Raw genomic sequence first — 20,346 nt, 5'->3', positions numbered from 1 at the left:
CACGTGAAACCAATCGATCCGCGCTTGCTCCGGTACGCCCGTGCCACCCGAGGTTTCCTGACGGCGGTCGTGGCTCTGGGGGCCGTCGGGGCGGGGCTGGTCATCGCGCAGGCGATGCTCATCGCCGAGGTGGTGGTCGGTGCGTTCCAGCACCGCATGGCGGTGTCCGAACTCGGCACTCCCCTGCTGCTGTTGGCCGCCGTCGCGGTCGGCCGGGCGCTGGTCGGCTGGCTCACCGAGCTCGCCGCGCACCGGGCGAGCGCGGCGGTGAAGTCCGAGCTGCGGGGGCGGTTGCTGGAGCGTTCCGCCGAGCTGGGGCCGGGCTGGCTGAGCGGCCAGCGGACCGGTTCGCTGGTCGCCCTGGCCACCCGGGGCGTGGACGCCCTCGACGACTACTTCTCGCGATATCTGCCGCAGCTGGGTCTCGCGGTGGTCGTTCCGGTGGCGGTACTGGCGCGGATCGTCACCGAGGACTGGGTCTCCGCGGCCATCATCGTGGGCACCCTCCCGCTCATCCCGGTCTTCATGGTGCTCATCGGCTGGGCGACCCAGTCCCGGATGGACCGTCAGTGGCAGCTGCTGTCGCGGCTGTCCGGGCACTTCCTGGACGTCGTCGCGGGGCTGCCGACGCTGAAGGTCTTCGGCCGGGCCAAGGCGCAGGCCGAGTCGATCCGGCGGATCACCGGCGAGTACCGGCGGGCGACCATGCGGACGCTGCGGATCGCCTTCATCTCCTCCTTCGCCCTGGAACTGCTCGCGACGATCTCGGTGGCGCTGGTCGCCGTGACGATCGGCATGCGGCTCGTGCACGGAGAGATGGACCTGTACATCGGCCTCGTCATCCTGATCCTCGCGCCTGAGGCGTACCTGCCGTTGCGGCAGGTCGGGGCGCAGTACCACGCGGCGGCCGAGGGGCTCGCCGCAGCCGAGGAGATCTTCGACGTCCTGGAGACGCCCGTCCCGGCGTCCGGTTCCGCGGCCGTGCCGGAGGGTGCGCTGTCCTTCGAGGGCGTGACCCTCCGGTACCCGGGGCGGTCGGTGGACGCCGTCTCGGACGTGACGTTCAGCGTCGAGCCCGGGGAGACGGTCGCGCTGGTCGGACCGAGCGGCGCCGGCAAGTCGACGCTGCTGAGCGTCCTGCTGGGGTTCGTGCGACCGGACGAGGGCCGGGTGCTGGCCGGGGGAGTCGATCTCGCCGGTGCCGACCTGGAGGCGTGGCGTTCCCGGATCGCCTGGGTTCCGCAGCGGCCGCATCTGTACGCCGGGACGATCGCCGAGAACGTACGGCTGGCCCGGCCCGACGCCGGTGACGACGCCGTACGGCAGGCACTGCGGGACGCCGGGGCGCTGGAGTTCGTCGACGCGCTGCCCGCGGGCGTGGACACCGTGCTCGGTGAGGACGGCACCGGGCTGTCCGCCGGGCAGCGGCAGCGGCTCGCGCTGGCCAGGGCGTTCCTCGCCGACCGGCCCGTGCTGCTGCTCGACGAGCCGACGGCGGCGCTGGACGGGGCCACCGAGGCCGAGGTCGTCGCGGCGGTGCGGCGCCTCGCGGCCGGCCGGACGGTGCTGCTGGTGGTGCACCGGCCGGCACTGCTGGACGTCGCGGACCGGGTCGTGCGGCTGGCGGAGCCCGAGACCGCCGCCGGGACGCCCGTGGCGTCCGCCATGGCCCGGAGCGCCGGATCGCGGCCCGTCGAGGCCGGGCCGCCCGCCCCGGCCGAGACCGTCGGGCAGCCGGCTTCGGGCGGCGTCCTCGCCCGGGTCCGCGCCCTGTCCGGTGCCCGGCGTGGGCGGCTGGGACTCGCGCTGCTGCTCGGGAGCCTCGCGCTGGGGAGTGCCGTGGGGCTCATGGCCACCTCAGGCTGGCTGATCTCACGGGCCTCGCAGCAGCCGCCCGTGCTGTATCTGATGATGGCCGTCACCGCGACGCGGGCGTTCGGGATCGGGCGGGCCGTGTTCCGCTACGCCGAGCGACTGGTGTCGCACGACGCCGTGCTGCGGATGCTGGCGGACACCCGGGTCGCGGTGTTCCGCAGGCTGGAGCGGCTGGCGCCGGCCGGGCTGAGCCGGGTCCGCCGGGGCGATCTGCTCTCCCGGCTGGTCGCGGACGTGGACGCGCTGCAGGACTACTGGCTGCGGTGGCTGCTGCCGGCCGGGGCGGCCGTCGTTGTGTCGGCCGCGTCGGTCGGCTTCACGGCTTGGCTGCTGCCCGAGGCCGGTGCGGTCCTCGCGGCCGGGCTCCTGGCGGCGGGGGTCGGCGTGCCGCTGATCACCGGCGCGGTGGCCCGGCGGGCCGAGCACCGGCTGGCGCCCGCCCGCGGGGTGCTCGCGACGCGGGTGGCCGATCTGCTCACCGGCACCGCGGAACTGACCGTCGCCGGTGCCCTGCCCGCACGGACCGCCCAGGCCCGCGAGGCCGACCGGGTGCTCACCCGGATCGCCTCGCGCGCCGCCACCGCCACGGCCCTCGGCGACGGTCTCACCGCGCTGGTCTCCGGACTGACCGTCACGGCCGCCGCCCTGGCCGGTGCGCAAGCGGTCGCCGCCGGGCGGCTGGACGGCGTGACCATGGCCGTCGTCGTCCTGACGCCTCTCGCCGCCTTCGAGGCCGTGCTCGGGCTGCCGCTGGCCGTGCAGTACCGGCAGCGCGTACACCGGAGCGCGGAGCGGGTGTACGAGGTGCTGGACGCCCCGGAGCCCGTGGGGGAGCCGGAGCGGCCCCGGCAGGCGCCCGCCTCACCGTTCCCGGTCGTGCTCAAGGGGCTCACCGCCCGGTACGCCGGCCAGGAGCGGGACGCGCTCACCGGGCTCGACCTGACCCTCGACGAGGGCCGCAGGATCGCCGTGGTCGGACCCTCCGGCTCCGGCAAGACCACGCTGGCGCAGGTGCTGCTGCGCTTCCTCGACGCGCAGGCCGGCTCGTACGCGCTGGCCGGCGTGGACGCCTGCGCGCTCGACAGTGACGACGTGCGGGGGCTCGTCGGGCTGTGTGCGCAGGACGCGCATCTCTTCGACAGCTCGCTGCGGGAGAACCTGCTGCTCGCCAGGAAGGACGCCACCGAGGACCACCTGCGGGCCGTGCTGCACCGCGCCCGGCTGCTGGAGTGGGCCGACGGCCTGCCCGACGGCCTCGACACGCTCGTGGGGGAGCACGGGGCGCGTCTGTCGGGAGGTCAGCGGCAGCGCCTGGCGCTGGCCCGGGCACTCCTGGCCGACTTCCCCGTCCTGGTGCTGGACGAGCCCGCGGAGCACCTCGACCTGCCGACCGCCGACGCGCTCACCGCTGATCTGCTGGCCGCGACCGAGGGCCGGACGACGCTGCTCATCACGCACCGGCTGGCGGGCCTCGAAGCGGTCGACGAGGTGCTCGTGCTGGACAGGGGGCGGGTGGTCCAGCGCGGTCCCTACGCGGAGCTGCTGGCGACGGACGGGCCGTTGCGGGAGATGGCCGGGCGGGAGGCGGCGGCGGAGGCGCCGGCGGGCGCGCGGTAGCGGCCGGGGCCGGGGCCACTGGGCCGTTCGGCGCAGCCGGTCCCCCAGCCGTACGACGTGAACAGGACCGGGCCCGCGGTGCTGGGCGACGATCGCTGACATGCGCTCATTTCGCCGTCATCGGCTGCTCGTTTCGGTCCTGCTGTGCGCGCTGACCGTGCTCGCGGCCCGGCCGACGGCGGCGCCCGAAGAATCCGGCAGCGGCACCGGGAGCGGCGCGGACACGAGCCTCAGCGCCGAGGTGGCGCGGCTGTACGAGGAGGCCGCGGTGGCGACACGGCAGTACGAGGCAGGGCGCGAGGAGGCCGAGAAGCAGCGGTCCGAAGCCCAGCGGGCGGAGGCGCTCCTGGACGCGCAGCGGCGGCACATCGCCGCCCTGCACGAGGACCTGGGCCGGATCGCCCGGGCCCAGTACCGCACCAGCGGTGGCCTGCCGGTGGCCGCGCACATGATCCTCGCCGACAGCCCCGAAGGCCTGATGCGCGGTCAGCACGCCTTCTCGCAGGCGCATCTCGCCGTGAACAACGCGATCACCAAGAACCAGCGCGCCGAGGCGCGGCTCGCGGCGGACGAGGCCAGGGCCGCCGACCAGTGGCAGGCGCTGGAGAGACGCAACACGCAACTCGCCGCTCTCAAGGCGGACATCGAGCAGACGCTGGAGGCGGCCAGCTCGCGGCTCCAGGGAGAGGCGGACGCCGCGGTCGCCGCCGGGGCGTGCCGCGGAGCCGTCCGGCTCGACCAGCCGGAGACGGGGCTCAGCGACGGCGAGTGGGTCGCGCCGGTCGAGACGTACGAGCTGTCCGCGTCCTACGGCAGCGGTGGTGCGCGGTGGTCCAGCAGGCACACCGGGCAGGACTTCGCGGTGCCGATCGGCACGCCGGTACGGGCCGTGGGCGCGGGCCGGGTGGTGAAGGTGTCCTGCGGCGGCCCCTTCGGCATGGAGATCGTGCTCAAGCACGCCGGCGGCTACTACACGCAGTACGCCCACCTCGCTTCCCTCACGGTCGACCAGGGAGAGCACGTCAGCCCGGGGCAGTGGATCGGTCAGTCGGGCACCACCGGCAACTCGACCGGGCCGCACCTGCACTTCGAGGCCCGGGTCACGCCGGAGACGGGCTCGGCGGTGAACCCGGTGTCGTGGCTTGCGGCGCGCGGGGTGTCTCTCTGAGACACCCCGGCCCCGGCGGCTACGGCAGTTCCGTCAGCAGCTGCTCGATCACGAGGGCCACCCCGTCCTCGTTGTTCGCGACCGTCCGCCCCGAGGCGGCGGCGATCACGTCCGGGTGCGCGTTGCCCATCGCGTACGACCGGCCCGCCCAGGTCAGCATCTCGACGTCGTTCGGCATGTCGCCGAAGGCGACGACCTGCTCGTGCGAGATGCCGCGCTCGGCGCAGCACAGGGCGAGGGTGCTGGCCTTGGACACGCCCGGGCCGCTGATCTCGAGCAGGGCGCTGGGGCTGGAGCGGGTGACGTTGGCACGGTCGCCGATGGCGAGGCGGGCCAGGGTCAGGAAGGCGTCCGGGTCGATCTCGGGGTGGTAGGCGAGGATCTTCAGCACCGGCTCCGCGGCGGCCGGGTGGTCCGGGCCCAGCAGTTCCTCGGCCGGGGCGAGGCTGTCCGGGATCTCCATGTGCAGCTTCGGGTACGCCGGCTCCTGGTAGAAGCCGTACGTCTGCTCCACCGCGTACACCGTGCCCGGCGCCGCGTCGCGCAGCAGCCGTACGGCGTCCATGGCGTTCTCCCGCGCCAGTTCCCGCACCTTCACGAACCGGTGGGCGCCGGGGCCGCCGTGCAGGTCGACCACGGCGGCGCCGTTGCCGCAGATGGCCAGGCCGTGGCCGTGCACGTGGTCGCTGACGACGTCCATCCAGCGGGCCGGGCGGCCCGTGACGAAGAAGACCTCGATGCCCGCCTCCTCGGCGGCGGCCAGCGCGGCGACCGTACGCGGGGACACCGACTTGTCGTCGCGCAGCAGGGTGCCGTCGAGGTCGGTGGCGATCAGCCGCGGCGGGAGGGTCTCGGCCGCGGTCTCGGGCTGTCGGGTCGCTGAGGTCACCCGGCCATTGTCCCGCACATGCCTGCACGGGCGTGCGGGGCTCCGCACAGGTGAGTGGATACCGCCCTGACCAGAGGATCCCCGGCCCGTCCGCCGACGCTCAGCGCAGCTGCGCCGGCGCCTCCATCGCGATCTGCTCGAAGACCTTCTCCTCCGCCGCGAACGGCGAGTCGGGGATCGGCCAGTGGATCACGATCTCCGTGAATCCCAGCTCCGCATGCCGTCCGGCGAAGTCCACGAACGCGTCCAGGGACTGGAGCGGGCCGTTGCGGTCCGGTGTGAAGCCGGTGAGCAGGACCCGGTCGAGGCCGGTCATGTCCCGGCCGACCTCGGCGCAGATGTCGTCGAGCCTCTCCGCCTGCCCGCGAATGGCCTGAATCGACTGTTCAGGCGTGCCGTTGTCGAACAGTTTCGGGTCGCCGGTGGTCACCCACGCCTGGCCGAACCGGGCGGCGAGCCGCATGCCACGCGGCCCGGTCGCGGCCACCGCGAACGGCAGCCGGGGCCGCTGTACACAGCCGGGGATGTTCCGGGCCTCGTGGGCGGAGTAGAAGTCACCCTCGTACGAGACGGCGTCCTCGCTGAGCAGCCGGTCGAGCAGCGGGACGAACTCGGCGAAACGGTCGGCGCGCTCGCGCGGTGTCCACGGTTCCTGGCCGAGCGCGGTGGCGTCGAAGCCCGAACCACCCGCGCCGATACCCAGCGTGACCCGACCTCCGGAGATGTCGTCGAGGGAGATCAGTTCCTTGGCGAGTGTCACGGGGTGCCGGAAGTTCGGGGAGGTCACCAGGGTGCCCAGCCGCAGCCGGTCGGTGACGCCGGCGGCGGCCGTGAGGGTCGGCACAGCGCCGAACCACGGGCCGTCCCGGAAGGTGCGCCAGGACAGGTGGTCGTAGGTGTATGCGGTGTGGAAGCCGAGCTGCTCGGCGCGCGTCCAGGCCGCGCGGCCGCCTTCGTGCCAGCGGCGGTACGGGAGGATCACGGTGCTCAGGCGCAGACTCATGAGATCGAGCCTAAGGGAGCCCGGTGGGTCACCCGTGTTTCACGTGAAACCAGTCACCCTGAGTGTCTGCTCACACCACCAGGTCAGTGCGGTCCTGGAAAGCGCAGGTAGCGCGGCGGCACGGCCTCGGTGAGCCACACCCCGTTGGCGCTGACGTGGAAGACGTGGCCGGCGGCGTGCATGGCGGTCGCGTCCACTCCGAGCACGACCGGCTGCCCCCGGCGGGCTCCGACACGGGTCGCCGTCTCCCGGTCGGGTGAGAGGTGGACGGCGTGCCGGTTCATCGGACGGAGTCCCTCGGCCCGGATCGCATCCAGGTTGCGGGCGACTGTGCCGTGGTAGAGGTGCGCGGGCGGGGTGGCCGGCGCCAGTCCGAGGTCGACGTCCACGCTGTGGCCCTGGCTGGCGCGGATCCGGGAGCCCTCGACGGCGAAACGCCGCTTGTCGTTGGTGGCGACGACATGGTCCAGTTCGTCGCGGGTGAACCGGAAGCCGTGCGCGGCGGCCGCGGCGATCAATGTGTCGATCTCGACCCAGCCGGCCTCGTCGAGCGCGAGTCCGATGCGTTCCGGCTGGTGGCGCAGATGCTTCGACAGGTACTTCGACACCTTCACGGTGCGTCTTTCGTCCATGCCCCCAGGGTGCGGGAGAGATGCGCATCACGCGATCGAGTTTCACCTCGGAGGTTTGATCCACAGCCAAGTATGGTTATCCACAGCGGAATTGGCGGTTCTGTGGACAACTGGCCGCCCTCGCAGGGAGTTTGGGCCTCATTTCACACCGGCGGTTTCACCCGTGCCAGGCCCCGCAGCGCCCCCGGCGCCCACCGTGACAGCCAGCGCGCACCCCGCGCCTCCGGTGTCACCGGCACCACCGCCTCGTTGCGCGTCACCGCCCGCAGGATCGCACGGGCGACCTTCTCCGGGGGGTAGTTGCGCAGCCCGTACAAACGGGCGGCGCGCTTCTGCAGCCGCTTCTCCTCCTGGGCGTCGACCCCGGCGAAGTGCGCCGTCGAGGTGATGGCCGTGTTGACGAACCCGGGGCACACCGCCGTCACACCGATCCCCCGGCCCGCCAGCTCCGCCCGCAGGCATTCACTGAGCATCAGCACGGCCGCCTTGGAGGTGCTGTAGGCGGGCAGCGCCCGGGACGGCTGGTACGCCGCGGCCGATGCCACGTTGACGATGTGGCCCCCCTGCCCGCGTCCGGCCATCCGCCGGCCGAAGAGCCGGCAGCCGTGGATGACACCCCACAGGTTGACGTCGAGGACCTGCTTCCAGTCCTCCGTCGTGGTGTCGAAGAAGGAACCGGACAGTCCGATCCCGGCGTTGTTCACGAGGACGTCCACCACTCCGTATGCGGTGGTGACCTTCTCGGCGAGCTTCTCCATGGCCTGCTCGTCGGAGACGTCGACGGTCTCCGCCCAGGCCTCGGGGGCGCCCAGCGCGCGGGCCTTCTCGGCGGTGCGGACCGCCGCCTCGGCGTTCCGGTCGACGGCCACGACGCGCGCGCCGGCCTCGGCGAACGCGAGCGCCGTCGCCCGCCCGATGCCGCTGCCCGCCCCCGTGACCAGCACCAGCTGCCCGCCGAAGCGTTCGGCGTGCTCACCGCTCGCCACCACCGGGGACCGCCCGCTCTCGACGGACGCCACGAACTCCTCGACCCAGGAGGCCAGGTGGTCCGGGCGGGTGCGCGGGATCCAGTGCCCCGCCTGGATCGTCCTGCGGGTCAGGTGCGGAACCCACTGCTCCAGCTGATCGTCCAGCCGTTGTGAGAGGAACCGGTCCTCCAGGGGCGTGATGACCTGCACGGGCGCGTGGGCGTGCGCGTCCGGGCGTGGCGCGCGCAGCCGGGGCCGGACGTTGTCCCGGTACAGCCAGGCCCCGTGGGCCGCGTCCGACGGGAGGGACGCGGTGGGGTAGTCGCCCCGGGGCACCTTCTCGACGCGCTCCAGCATCCGCGGCCAGCGCGTGCCGAGCGGGCCGCGCCAGGCGAGCTCGGGCAGCGCGGGCGTGTGCAGCAGGTACACGTACCAGGACCGGGCGCCCTGCCCGAGGAGCTGACCGACCCGGCGCGGGGTGGGCCGCTTCACGCGCTGGGCGATCCAGTGGCCGAAGTGGTCGAGGGACGGCCCGGACATCGAGGTGAAGGAGGCGATGCGCCCCTTGGTGCGCTGCACGGTGGTGAACTCCCAGGCCTGCACCGAGCCCCAGTCGTGCCCCACCAGGTGCACCGGCGCGTCCGGACTCACCGCGTCCACGACGGCCAGGAAGTCGTCCGTCAGCTTCTCCAGGGTGAACCCGCCCCGCAGCGGCCGCGGCGCCGTCGACCGGCCGTGGCCGCGGACGTCGTAGGCGACCACGTGGAAGCGTCCGGCGAGCCGCCCGGCGACCTCGGACCACACCTCCTTGCTGTCGGGGTAGCCGTGCACCAGGACGACCGTCGGCCGCCCGGGGTCACCCATCTCGGCCACACACAGCTCGACTTCGCCGGTCCGCACCCAGCGCTCCCGCGCGCCCGTCAGCAACGTCATCCGGCGAATCTTGCAGTTGTTAGAGAGTTCGTCAATAGGGTCTTCCCGGGCGTGGTAACTCCCGAGAACCAGCTCCCCTAGGGGCCCGTAATACTCAGGGCTGATCCCAATACAGCTCTGCGGAGTGACGACCGCCACGCGCACGGCCCCTACCTTCGAGGGGTGACTGTGATCGCGACCGAAAGCCTGAGCAAGCGGTTCCCCCGGGTGACCGCGCTTGACCGGCTCTCCGTGGACGTCGGACCCGGTGTGACCGGACTCGTCGGAGCCAACGGAGCCGGCAAGTCCACACTGATCAAGATCCTGCTGGGTCTGTCCCCCGCCACCGAGGGCCGCGCCGAAGTGCTCGGTCTCGATGTCGCCACCAAGGGCGCCGCCATCCGCGAGCGGGTCGGCTACATGCCCGAGCACGACTGCCTGCCGCCGGACGTCTCGGCCACCGAGTTCGTCGTCCACATGGCGCGCATGTCGGGCCTGCCGCCCACCGCCGCGCGCGAGCGCACCGCCGACACCCTGCGCCACGTCGGCCTGTACGAGGAGCGCTACCGGCCCATCGGCGGCTACTCGACCGGCATGAAACAGCGCGTCAAGCTCGCGCAGGCCCTCGTCCACGACCCGCAGCTGGTCTTCCTGGACGAGCCGACCAACGGCCTCGACCCGGTCGGACGCGACGAGATGCTCGGCCTGATCCGCCGCATCCACACCGACTTCGGCATCTCGGTCCTGGTCACCTCCCACCTCCTGGGCGAACTGGAGCGCACCTGCGACCACGTCGTCGTCGTCGACGGCGGCAAGCTCCTGCGCTCCAGCTCCACCACGGACTTCACGCAGACCACCACGACCCTCGCGATCGAGGTCACCGACACCGACGAGCACCCGGACGGCACCCGAGCGGTCCGCGAGGCGCTGCACGCGCGCGGAGTGACCGTCGAGGACGGCAGCGGCCTGCCGGGCGCCGGCCACGTCCTGCTGCTCACCGCGCAGGGCGAGGAGACGTACGACCTCGTCCGGGACGTGATCGCGGACCTCGGACTCGGCCTGGTGCGCATGGAGCAGCGCCGCCACCACATCTCCGAGGTCTTCACCAGCAGCGACGAGCGCGAGCAGCGGAAGGAGGCGGTCGGCCATGGCGGTTGAGCACTCCACGGGGACATCCGCCCCGGCACCGGGCGACCAGACCCGCATCCACAACATCGGCTACCGCAATTACGACGGCCCGCGCCTCGGCCGCGCCTACGCCCGCCGCTCCCTGTACTCGCAGTCCCTGCGCGGCTCCTACGGCCTCGGCCGCTCGGTGAAGTCCAAGGTGCTGCCGATGCTGCTCTTCGTGGTGATGTGCGTGCCCGCGGCCATCATCGTCGCCGTCGCGGTCGCCACCAAGGCCAACGCCCTCCCGCTGGACTACACGCGCAACGCGATCGTCATGCAGGCGGTCATCAGCCTCTATGTCGCCTCGCAGGCACCCCAGTCGGTCTCGCGGGACCTGCGCTTCAAGACCGTGCCGCTGTACTTCTCGCGACCCATCGAGACCGCCGACTACGTCCGCGCCAAGTTCGCGGCACTGGCCTCGGCGCTGTTCATCCTCACCGCGGCGCCCCTGCTCGTCCTCTACGTGGGCGCGCTGCTGGCCAAGCTCGACTTCGCCGACCAGACCAAGGGATTCGCACAGGGACTCGTCTCCGTGGCACTGCTCTCACTGCTGTTCGCCGGAATCGGCCTGGTCATCGCGTCCTTCACCCCGCGCCGCGGCTTCGGCATCGCGGCCGTGATCGCCGTGCTGACCATCACCTACGGCGCGGTCTCCACCCTCCAGGCCATCGCCGACGCCCAGGGCAGCGGCGACGCCGTGCCGTGGATCGGGCTGTTCTCGCCGATCACGATCGTCGACGGTGTGCAGTCCGCGTTCCTGGGCGCGACGTCCGCCTCCCCCAGCGGGGTGGGCCCGAGCACCGCCGAGGGCGTCGTCTACGTCCTCGTCGCGCTGGGTCTGATCGCGGCGAGCTACGGCCTCCTGATGCGCCGCTACAAGAAGGTGGGACTGTGACCACGCTCAACATCGACCACGTCTCCCGCTGGTTCGGCAACGTGGTCGCCGTCAACGACATCACCATGACCATCGGCCCCGGCGTCACGGGCCTGCTCGGCCCCAACGGCGCCGGCAAGTCCACCCTCATCAACATGATGGGCGGCTTCCTGGCCCCCTCCACCGGCACCGTCACCCTCGACGGCCAGGCCGTGTGGCGCAACGAGCAGATCTACAAACACATCGGCGTCGTCCCCGAGCGGGAGGCGATGTACGACTTCCTCACCGGCAAGGAATTCGTCCTGGCCAACGCCGAGCTGCACGGCCTGGGCGCCAAGGCGGCCCAGAAGGCGCTCGCCACGGTCGAGATGGAGTACGCCCAGGACCGCAAGATCCAGACGTACTCCAAGGGCATGCGCCAGCGCGTGAAGATGGCCAGCGCCCTCGTCCACGACCCCTCCCTGCTCCTGCTGGACGAGCCGTTCAACGGCATGGACCCCCGCCAGCGCATGCAGCTGATGGACCTGCTGCGCCGCATGGGCGACGAGGGCCGCACGGTCCTGTTCTCGTCCCACATCCTCGAAGAGGTCGAGCAACTCGCCTGGCACATCGAGGTCGTCGTCGCCGGCCGGCACGCCGCCAGCGGGGACTTCCGCAAGATCCGCCGCCTGATGACCGACCGGCCGCACCGCTACCTGGTGCGTTCCAGCGACGACCGTGCCCTCGCGGCCGCGCTGATCGCCGACCCGTCGACGGCCGGCATCGAGGTCGACGTCGCCGAGGGCGCGCTGCGCATCCAGGCCGTCGACTTCGGCCGCTTCACGGCCCTTCTGCCGAAGGTCGCCAGGGACCACGGCATCCGGCTGCTCACGGTCTCGCCGTCCGACGAGTCCCTCGAGTCCGTGTTCTCGTACCTGGTCGCGGCGTAGGAGGCCCTGATGTACGACCCCACAGTCGCCCGGCTCACCTACCGGGCCCTGCTCGGCCGGCGCCGGGCCCTCATCCTCGGCGCCCTGCCGATGCTGCTGATCGTGATCGCCGTGGCGGTGCGCGCCCTGGCCGGCGCGGACGACCAGACGGCGTCCGATCTGCTGGGCGGGCTCGCCCTCGCCACGATGGTGCCGATCATCGGCGTCATCGCCGGAACCGGTGCGATCGGCCCGGAGATCGACGACGGCTCGGTGGTGTACCTGCTGTCCAAGCCGATCAAACGGCCGACGATCATCTTCACCAAGCTGATCGTCGCGATCGCCGTGACCATGGTGTTCTCCGCGGTGCCGACGCTCATCGCCGGCTTCATCCTGAACGGCAACGGCCAGCAGGTCGCCGTCGCCTACACGGTGGCCGCCCTGGTCGCGTCCATCGCCTACGCGGCCCTGTTCCTGCTGCTCGGCACGGTCTCCCGGCACGCGGTGGTGTTCGGGCTGGTCTACGCCCTGGTCTGGGAGGCCCTGTTCGGCTCCCTGGTGCCGGGCGCGCGCACGCTGAGCGTCCAGCAGTGGTCGCTGGCGGTGGCCCAGAAGGTGTCCGGCGGTGACCTGGTCTCCTCGGACGTGGGGCTGACCACGGCGACGGTGCTGCTGGTGGCCGTCACGGTGCTGGCCACCTGGTTCGCCGGGCAGAAGCTGCGCTCCCTGACGCTCGCCGGCGAGGAGTGACGTGCCCCGGCCTTGACCGGGGCTTCACCTCGGTCCGGGCACACTGGGCGAACGGGATCTAGGGGAATCACAACGGGAGTTGGACGGCCGGGAGGACGGGGATGGCGAGCGAGAAGGACGACTTCGAGGACGTCGTACTGGATGAGGACTTCATACGCTCCGCCGGGACTTCCGAGCCGTCCGCCCGGGCCCGGATGCTCGCCGCCAAGTGGCGGCGCGAGGAACCGGAGCCGCAGCCCTGGCGCTCCGACGAGCCGCCCGCGGGCTGGTTCTTCAGCAAGTCCCGGCGGCGCAGATGGCGCAGGAAGTAGCCGGACCACCACCACGGATCGACCGCCGATTTAATCGGTGGCGCCCCCTTCACCCGGCGGGCACAGTGGATGTCGTCACGGCCGGGCGAGGAGCCCGGCGCCACGGTCTGGGAGAGGAGCGGGACGATGTCCATGCACGGCAGTACGTCCAGCTCCCTTCAGGGCAGCCCGCGGCGGGATCCGGAGTAGTCGCTACCCCTCCGTTGAACCCGCCCCACACGGGGAGCTGCCCGGGGCGGCCGCTTCGAGCACGCGAATCGCACATCGCGTGAGGCCGCCCACCCGGAGGATTGGCCGAGTGGTAAGGCACTGGCTTGCTAAGCCATGGTCGGGTCGAAAGGCCCGCGCACGTTCGATCCGTGCATCCTCCGCCGCGCACACGCTACGAAGGCTCAGCCCAGCAACCGCTCCAGCACCACCGCGATGCCGTCCTCGTCGTGGGAGGACGTCACCTCGTCGGCCACCGCCTTCAGTTCCTCGTGGGCGTCCGCCATGGCGACGCCGTAGGAGGCCCAGGCGAACATCGGAATGTCGTTGGGCATGTCGCCGAAGGCGATCGTGTCGGCCGCCTTCAGACCGAGCCGACGGGCGGCCAGGGACAGCCCCGTCGCCTTGGACAGACCGAGGGGGAGAAGCTCCACGATGCCCGCGCCCGCCATCGTGACGGTGACGAAACCACCGGCGGTGCGCGTCGCCGCCTCGCAGAGCTCGTCGTCGGAAAGCGTCGGGTGCTGGATGTACAGCTTGTTCAGGGGCGCGGTCCACAGGTCGGACGCGTCCGTGAAGGGCGTGGCGGGCAGGGTGCCCTGGACCGCGTAGCCCGGGCCCACCAGCACCTCGCCGTCCAGGCCGTCGCGGCTCGCCGCCAGGTGGAGCGGGCCGACCTCCGCCTCGATCTTGGCCAGTGCCACCCCGGCCAGCTGCCGGTCCAGCGTCACCGACGTCAGCAGGCGGTGCGCCCCGGCGTCGTAGACCTGAGCGCCCTGGCCGCACACGGCCAGGCCCTGGTAGCCGAGGTCGTCGAGGATGTGCCGGGTCCACGGGACGGCCCGGCCGGTGACGACGATGTGCGCGGCGCCCGCCGCCGTGGCAGCGGCGAGCGCGTCACGCGTACGCTGCGACACCGTGTCGTCGGAGCGCAGCAGCGTCCCGTCGAGATCGGTGGCGACGAGCCGGTAGGGGAAGGCGCCCGGGGAAGCCGTGTCGCTCACTTGGCCACCGGCTCCAGGACCTCCCGGCCGCCCAGGTAGGGACGCAGCACCTCGGGCACGCGCACCGAACCGTCGGCCTGCTGGTGGTTCTCCAGGATCGCCACGATCGTGCGCGGCACGGCGCACAGCGTGCCGTTGAGCGTGGCCAGCGGGCGGACCTGCTTGCCCTCACGGACGCGGATCGACAGGCGGCGGGACTGGAACTCGGTGCAGTCCGAGGTCGAGGTCAGCTCGCGGTACTTGCCCTGGGTCGGGATCCACGCCTCGCAGTCGAACTTGCGGGAGGCCGAGGCACCCAGGTCGGCGCTCGCCACGTCGATCACGCGGTACGGCAGCTCCAGCGAGGTCAGCCACTGCTTCTCCCACTCCAGCAGGCGCTGGTGCTCGGCCTGCGAGTCCTCGGGAGCGACGTAGGAGAACATCTCGACCTTGTCGAACTGGTGCACCCGGAAGATGCCCCGGGTGTCCTTGCCGTGCGAACCGGCCTCGCGGCGGAAGCACGGCGAGAAGCCCGCGTAGCGCAGGGGCAGGCGGTCGGCGTCGAGGATCTCGTCCATGTGGTACGCCGCGAGTGCCACCTCGGACGTGCCGACCAGGTAGAGGTCGTCGTCGGCGAGGTGGTAGACGTCCTGCGCGGCCTGGCCGAGGAAGCCCGTGCCCGCCATGGACTGGGGACGGACCAGCGCCGGGGTGAGCATCGGGGTGAAGCCGGCCGCGGTGGCCTGCGCCATCGCCGCGTTCACCAGGGCGAGCTCCAGCAGAGCGCCGACGCCCGTCAGGAAGTAGAAGCGCGAGCCGGAAACCTTGGCGCCCCGCTCGACGTCGATCGCGCCGAGGCTCTGGCCGAGCGCCAGGTGGTCCTTGGGCTCGAAGCCCTCGGCGGCGAAGTCGCGGATCGTGCCGTGCGTCTCGAGCGTGACGAAGTCCTCCTCGCCGCCCACGGGCACGTCCGGGTGGACGAGGTTGCCGAGCCGCTGGAGCAGCTCCTGCGTCTCGGTCGCGGCCGCGTCGCGGTCCGCGTCGGCCGCCTTGACGTCGGCGGCGAGCTGGCCCGCCTTCTTCAGCAGCTCGGCCTTCTCGTCGCCGGCCGCCTTGGGGATGAGCTTGCCGAGTGCCTTCTGCTCGGCGCGCAGCTCGTCGAAGCGGACGCCGGACGACCTGCGCCGCTCGTCGGCAGACAGGAGGGCGTCGACGAGCGCGACGTCCTCTCCACGGGCGCGCTGCGAAGCGCGCACACGGTCGGGGTCCTCACGGAGCAGGCGAAGGTCAATCACGCGCCCAAGGCTACCGGTGTGGGGTGACCGCCTACGACTCACTATTGCGGGTGCGGCATACGTACCGTTATGGGTGAATTACGTGCAGTGTCAATAAAACGGTCCCCTGTCCCCTGCACGAGGCACTTGGTGGGCTCCATATTGACGTGAATCCCTTGCGGCGAGCGGGACTTGGGCTTGAGTTGTCCACAGCCATCCACACCCCCGCAGAGTTATCCACAGGCTGTGTGGAAGATCTGTGGACTTCGGAATTGATCACTCCGGAAGGCTCGGCCACCCCTCAGAATTCCCTCGGCAAACCCGCTTTACCCTCACTTTCGAGTGGAAATGGGTCACCCCTAAGAGTTACGCAAGGGAAAACGGTGGACGAAGGGTGACCTGCCCGCCGATGGACGCATCAAGGGCCTGTAGGGCGATTTGTCGACTGACTCATGCTTCGTTGTCGACTTGTCCCCAGGTCGAGAAGCGGACCTGTGGAAAACTTCTGTGGATAACGACTATCAGCAGGTACGACAGGCTAGAAGCGGCCGTCCTGGCACCGCGCGACCCAGTCCGCCGCCGCCATGAACTCGTCGTCGGAGGTCCCCAGGCGCGGTGGCTGCACGTCCCCCGGACGCACGTCCGCGCGCGGGTAGGAGCCGAGGTAGCGCACCTGGAGGCAGATCCGCTTCAGGCCCATCAGGGCGTCGGCCACCCGGCGGTCGGAGATGTGGCCCTCGGCGTCGATGCAGAAGCAGTAGTTGCCGATGCCCGCGCCGGTGGGCCGGGACTGGAGCAGCATCAGGTTGATGCCGCGCGTGGCGAACTCACCCAGCAGGTCGCGCAGACCGCCGGGGTGGTCGTCGCGCTGCCACAGCACGATCGAGGTCTTGTCCGCGCCGGTCGGCGCCGCGGGCCGGGCGGGCCGGCCGACCAGCACGAACCGCGTCTGGGCGTTCTCCGCGTCGTGGATCCCGGTCTCCAGGGCCTCCAGGCCGTAGCGGGCCGCGGCGAACTCACCCGCGAAGGCGGCGTCGTACTGGCCCTCCTGGACCAGGCGGGCGGCGTCCGCGTTCGAGGCGGCCGACTCCCAGTGCGCGTCCGGCAGGTGCTTCTTCAGCCAGTTGCGCACCTGCGGCTGCGCCGCCGGGTGGGCGGAGACGGTCTTGATGTCCGACAGCTTCGTGCCGGGCCTGACCAGCAGAGCGAAGGTGATCGACAGCAGCACCTCGCGGTAGATCATCAGCGGGGCGCCGGCGACCAGCTCGTCCAGGGTGGTGGTGATGCCGCCCTCTACGGAGTTCTCGATCGGCACGAACGCGGCCTCGGCCTCGCCGGCGCGTACCGCGTCGAGTGCGGACTGGACGGACACGTACGGGATCAGCTCCCGGGTGGCGGCCTCGGGAAGCGTGCGCAGGGCGACTTCGGTGAAGGTGCCCTCGGGGCCGAGATACGCATAGCTCGCTGGCATGACCTCACCCTAATGGGCTCGCGGAAGCGCTATCCCCCACAAGCCCGTACAGAGCGCGGCTCTCACCCCTCCAGCAACTTCTGCCCCACGTACTCTCCCTCCGCGGCCCCGCCCGGCACCGCGAACAGGCCGCTCGACTCGTGCCGGATGAACTGCGACAGGGCGTCGCCGCGGTCGAGCTTGCGCTGCACCGGCACGAAGCCGCGCAGCGGATCGGCCTGCCAGCAGATGAAGAGCAGACCCGCGTCGGGCACCCCGTCGTTGTCGATGCCGTCGTGGAAGGAGAACGGGCGGCGGAGCATCGCCGCGCCGCCGTTCTGGTCGGGCCGTGTGATGCGGGCGTGGGCGTTGATCGGGACGACCAGGTTGCCCTTGGCGTCCGTCTTCTCCAGGTCCATCGCGGTCGTCTCGTCGCCCCCGGAGAGCGCCGCCCCGTCGGACTTGCGGCGCCCGATCACGTCCTCCTGCGCCTTGCCGGAGAGCTTCTCCCAGTCGTCGAGGAGCATGCGGATCCGGCGTACGACGGCGTAGGAGCCGTTCGCCATCCAGGCGGGTTCGCCCTTTTCGGGGACGAAGATGCGCTGGTCGAAGTCGGCCTCGCTCGGCTTGGGGTTGCGGGTGCCGTCGATCTGGCCCATCAGGTTGCGGGCTGTCATGGGGTGGGAGGTGGCGCCTGGGGAGCGGTTGAAGCCGTTCATCTGCCAGCGCACCTTGGCGGCCCGGCCCGCGTCCTTCTGGATCGCGCGCAGGGCGTGGAAGGCGACCAAGGCGTCATTGGCGCCGATCTGCACCCAGAGATCGCCGTTGCTGCGGTTCTTGTCGAGGTGGTCGGAGGAGAACTCGGGCAGCGGGTCCAGGGCGGTGGGGCGCTGCTCCTCCAGGCCCGTCCGGGCGAAGAAGCTGTGGCCGAATCCGAAGGTGATCGTCAGGGACGAGGGTCCGGCGTCGCGGGCCACGTCGGTGTCGTCGTGGGCGCTCGGCTCGCCCGCCATCAGCCGCCGGGCCGTCTCCGACCAGCGGCGGAGCAGTGCGGCGGCCTCCTTGCGCCCGGCGCCCGCCGCCAGGTCGAAGGCGACGACGTGGCCGCGTGCCTGGAGGCCGTCGGTGATGCCGGGCTGATGTTTCCCGTGAAACATCGCCCGGTCCGTACCGAGGGAGGTGAGCGGAGCTGCGGCTTCGGAGGGAGCGGCGGCGTATCCCACGGCGGCGCCCGCCGTGCCGAGGACGAGTCCGGTGGCACCGGCGGTACCGAGCAGCCGCCGCCGTGAGATGCCCTCGTGGGCGGAGGCCGCTTCCCGCTCCCCCGGGGTGACCTCGGGGGTACGGGCCTTGGGAAGGGACTGGTCAGGCATGGTCGTTCAGCCGATCTGCGCGTTCTTGGAGACGGTCACCTCGTCGATGTCGGAGGTCCGCACGGTCACGTCGACCTGCCAGTCGCCGGCCATGGGGATCTGCACTCCGTTCGCCGACCAGTGTCCGGTAGCGATGTGGTCGGGGACGACGGGCAGCGGCCCGATGTCCTTGGCTTTGAGGGTGAACTCGACCTTCACCTCGGGGATGTCGAAGGCCCGTCCATTGGGCCGCTCCACGAAGACGTGCATCTCGTTGTCGCCGACGCGGGCGGGGTCGAGGTCGATCGTGACGATGCCCTTGCCGTCCTCGCCGCCGGTGTCGAACGGCATGTCCAGGGTCAGCGCCCCGGACGCGCCCGTGTCCGACGAGGCGGACGCGGCGGACGAGGAGGCCGCCTTGGCCTCCTGCTCGGTGCGTCCCGGCTCGGTCTGCGTCAGCACGGTGGTGACGGCGAGCAGCACGACCGCGATGCCTGCCTCGGCCAGTACGGAGCGCCGCAGCCCGAAGCGGTTCGGGTCCGCGTCCCGCATCCGCTTCTGCCGTGCGGCGTCCCGGGCGGCCTGCTGCCGGGCGAGCTGCGCGGCACGTTCGGTGCCGGGGTGCTCGTCGGTGCCGAGGTCGCCCTCGCCTTGGCCCTCGGCAGGGGCGTCACCGTCGCCGACGGCAGCGGTGTCCACGTCACCAGCCGTCTCGGTCCCCGCGCCCACCCGCTCCTTCTCGCGTACCGCCGCTGCCTCCACCGGCGCCGTCTCCGCCAGCCGTCCCGTCCACCGGCGCGAGATCCACGCGACGCCGACCATGACGACGACGAGGCCGATCTTGGCCAGCAGGAGCCGGCCGTAGCGGGTGTCGGTGAAGGCCGACCAGGAACCGAGCTGGCGCCAGGACTGGTACGTGCCGGTCGCGATCAGGACGAGGACGCTGCCGAAGGCGACCTGGGAGAAGCGGCGTACGGCCGGCCGGTCGACGGGCGTGTCGGCGGGCGCGCGGTACAGGGCGACCAGGAGCGCGCCCAGTCCGCCGAGCCAGGCGGCGACGGCCAGCAGATGGAGCACGTCGACCGGCATGGCGATGCCCGCCTGGAGGCCGACCGAGGCGTGCTCGGACATCGCCCAGCTCGCCGCGAGCCCGGCTGCCACGACGACGCCGCCGATCGAGAGCCCGAAGGTCAGGTCCCGCTTCTCCTGGGCGTCCTCCCGCTTGTCATAGGCCCCGAACAGTACGGCGATGAACAGGGCCGCCGCGGCGAGCAGCAGCAGCCGGGACACCAGGGCCGCGCCGGTCTTGGTCTGGAGCACCTGCCCGAGCAGGGACAGGTCGAAGATGTCGGCGACCTTCCCGGAGCCCGTGAAGGAGCCGCGCAGGAGCAGCAGGGCGAGGGTCGCCGCGGTGAGCGCGACCCACCCGGAGACGACGAACCGCTGCACCGGCCGCACCCCGGAACCGTGCCGCCAGCAGGCGAGCACGAAGGCGGCGCCGCCGGCCATCACGATGAACCCGGCGTACGACACGTAGCGGCCGAAGCCGTACAGCCAGCCCACGATCCCGTCGTCGGCCGACTGTCCGGAGACCGACACGGACGTCTTGGAGGGGGCGCCGATGGAGAAGGTGTAGGCGCCCGCGACGGGATGGCTGTCCGCCGAGACGACCTGGTAGGCCACGGTGTAGGTGCCGTCGGGCAGGCCCGAGTGCAGCGGCACGGCGTACGTCGTGCCGCTGACGTTGGAGGGCTTGCCGGTGTCGACGCGCTTGCCCTCGGGGTCGAGTACACGCAGCGAGTCGTCGGACAACGCGACCTGTTCGGAGAAGGTGAGCGAGATCCGGGCCGGGGCCTTGTCGACCACCGCCCCCTGGCCGGGGTCGCTGCCGGTCACCGCGGCGTGCGCGGAGACCGGGCCGGCTCCGGCGAGGAGTGCGCAGGCCGCGGCCAGGAGCAGCAGCACCAGTGTCCGGACGCGGGGGGCGATGGTCTGCGTCACAG

General features: G+C 71.8%; 16 protein-coding genes and 1 tRNA gene. 8 read left to right on the top strand and 9 right to left on the bottom strand.

The window, feature by feature from the left end; all coding sequences use genetic code 11:
* Nucleotides 1-3 precede the first annotated feature (3 nt).
* Both cydD and HNR57_RS14760 read left to right on the top strand, forming a co-directional pair.
* Entirely contained in the window at nt 4-3,492 is a 3,489-nt protein-coding gene (cydD, locus tag HNR57_RS14765) for a thiol reductant ABC exporter subunit CydD (protein WP_184560483.1), read from the top strand.
* Nucleotides 3,493-3,592: 100 nt separating this feature from the next.
* Nucleotides 3,593-4,660 (top strand): M23 family metallopeptidase, encoded by a 1,068-nt coding sequence (locus HNR57_RS14760; RefSeq protein ID WP_184560482.1) that lies wholly within the window; start codon nt 3,593-3,595, stop codon nt 4,658-4,660.
* Nucleotides 4,661-4,679: 19 nt separating this feature from the next.
* On the opposite strand, the gene HNR57_RS14755 is transcribed toward HNR57_RS14760, so the two are convergent.
* The 4 genes from HNR57_RS14755 to HNR57_RS14740 all read right to left on the bottom strand — a co-directional run bounded on the left by HNR57_RS14755 (nt 4,680) and on the right by HNR57_RS14740 (nt 9,085).
* Nucleotides 4,680-5,549 (bottom strand): Cof-type HAD-IIB family hydrolase, encoded by an 870-nt coding sequence (locus HNR57_RS14755; RefSeq protein WP_313673727.1) that lies wholly within the window; start codon nt 5,547-5,549, stop codon nt 4,680-4,682.
* 100 nt (nt 5,550-5,649) lie between these two features.
* A complete protein-coding gene (locus tag HNR57_RS14750) occupies nt 5,650-6,552 on the bottom strand; it encodes an LLM class flavin-dependent oxidoreductase (protein WP_184560480.1) in 903 nt (300 codons plus the stop codon).
* An 83-nt stretch (nt 6,553-6,635) separates the two neighbouring features.
* Nucleotides 6,636-7,184, bottom strand: a complete 549-nt coding sequence (locus HNR57_RS14745; protein ID WP_184560479.1) for an RNA 2'-phosphotransferase — start codon at nt 7,182-7,184, stop codon at nt 6,636-6,638.
* Between the two features lie 143 nt (nt 7,185-7,327).
* Nucleotides 7,328-9,085, bottom strand: a complete 1,758-nt coding sequence (locus HNR57_RS14740; protein WP_184560478.1) for an SDR family oxidoreductase — start codon at nt 9,083-9,085, stop codon at nt 7,328-7,330.
* Between the two features lie 168 nt (nt 9,086-9,253).
* Here HNR57_RS14740 and HNR57_RS14735 point away from each other — a divergent pair, with 168 nt between their 5' ends.
* The 6 genes from HNR57_RS14735 to HNR57_RS14710 all read left to right on the top strand — a co-directional run bounded on the left by HNR57_RS14735 (nt 9,254) and on the right by HNR57_RS14710 (nt 13,448).
* Nucleotides 9,254-10,222 (top strand): ABC transporter ATP-binding protein, encoded by a 969-nt coding sequence (locus HNR57_RS14735; RefSeq protein WP_184560920.1) that lies wholly within the window; start codon nt 9,254-9,256, stop codon nt 10,220-10,222.
* Nucleotides 10,212-11,129: an ABC transporter permease gene (locus HNR57_RS14730; protein WP_184560477.1), complete on the top strand. Its 918-nt coding sequence runs from the start codon at nt 10,212-10,214 to the stop codon at nt 11,127-11,129. Before HNR57_RS14735 ends, HNR57_RS14730 begins: the two co-directional genes overlap by 11 nt.
* Nucleotides 11,126-12,037, top strand: coding sequence for an ABC transporter ATP-binding protein (locus HNR57_RS14725; RefSeq protein WP_184560476.1), 912 nt, complete (start codon nt 11,126-11,128; stop codon nt 12,035-12,037). Before HNR57_RS14730 ends, HNR57_RS14725 begins: the two co-directional genes overlap by 4 nt.
* A gap of 9 nt (nt 12,038-12,046) precedes the next feature.
* A complete protein-coding gene (locus HNR57_RS14720) occupies nt 12,047-12,766 on the top strand; it encodes an ABC transporter permease (RefSeq protein WP_104779072.1) in 720 nt (239 codons plus the stop codon).
* Between the two features lie 101 nt (nt 12,767-12,867).
* Nucleotides 12,868-13,077 carry an SGM_3592 family protein gene (locus HNR57_RS14715; protein WP_184560475.1) on the top strand — a complete coding sequence of 70 codons (210 nt, stop codon included), beginning with the start codon at nt 12,868-12,870 and terminating at the stop codon, nt 13,075-13,077.
* Between the two features lie 284 nt (nt 13,078-13,361).
* Nucleotides 13,362-13,448, top strand: a tRNA-Ser gene (locus HNR57_RS14710).
* Between the two features lie 21 nt (nt 13,449-13,469).
* Here the strand turns inward: HNR57_RS14710 and HNR57_RS14705 are convergent.
* The 5 genes from HNR57_RS14705 to HNR57_RS14685 all read right to left on the bottom strand — a co-directional run bounded on the left by HNR57_RS14705 (nt 13,470) and on the right by HNR57_RS14685 (nt 20,344).
* A complete protein-coding gene (locus tag HNR57_RS14705; protein ID WP_184560474.1) occupies nt 13,470-14,288 on the bottom strand; it encodes an HAD family hydrolase in 819 nt (272 codons plus the stop codon).
* Entirely contained in the window at nt 14,285-15,562 is a 1,278-nt protein-coding gene (gene serS, locus HNR57_RS14700) for a serine--tRNA ligase (protein WP_184560473.1), read from the bottom strand. The genes HNR57_RS14705 and serS overlap by 4 nt, the downstream gene beginning before the upstream one ends.
* A 517-nt stretch (nt 15,563-16,079) precedes the next feature.
* Nucleotides 16,080-17,012 (bottom strand): prephenate dehydratase, encoded by a 933-nt coding sequence (gene pheA / locus HNR57_RS14695; RefSeq protein WP_184560472.1) that lies wholly within the window; start codon nt 17,010-17,012, stop codon nt 16,080-16,082.
* 62 nt (nt 17,013-17,074) lie between these two features.
* On the bottom strand, nt 17,075-18,364 hold the full coding sequence (gene efeB, locus HNR57_RS14690; protein WP_184560471.1) for an iron uptake transporter deferrochelatase/peroxidase subunit: 1,290 nt from the start codon (nt 18,362-18,364) through the stop codon (nt 17,075-17,077).
* Nucleotides 18,365-18,370: 6 nt separating this feature from the next.
* Entirely contained in the window at nt 18,371-20,344 is a 1,974-nt protein-coding gene (locus HNR57_RS14685) for a copper resistance CopC/CopD family protein (RefSeq protein WP_184560470.1), read from the bottom strand.
* Between the last annotated feature and the right edge of the window lie 2 nt (nt 20,345-20,346).

This window comes from Streptomyces paradoxus, assembly GCF_014202475.1.
GTDB classification, from domain to species: Bacteria; Actinomycetota; Actinomycetes; order Streptomycetales; family Streptomycetaceae; genus Streptomyces; species Streptomyces paradoxus.
This window is presented reverse-complemented; position numbering and strand designations above follow the sequence as displayed.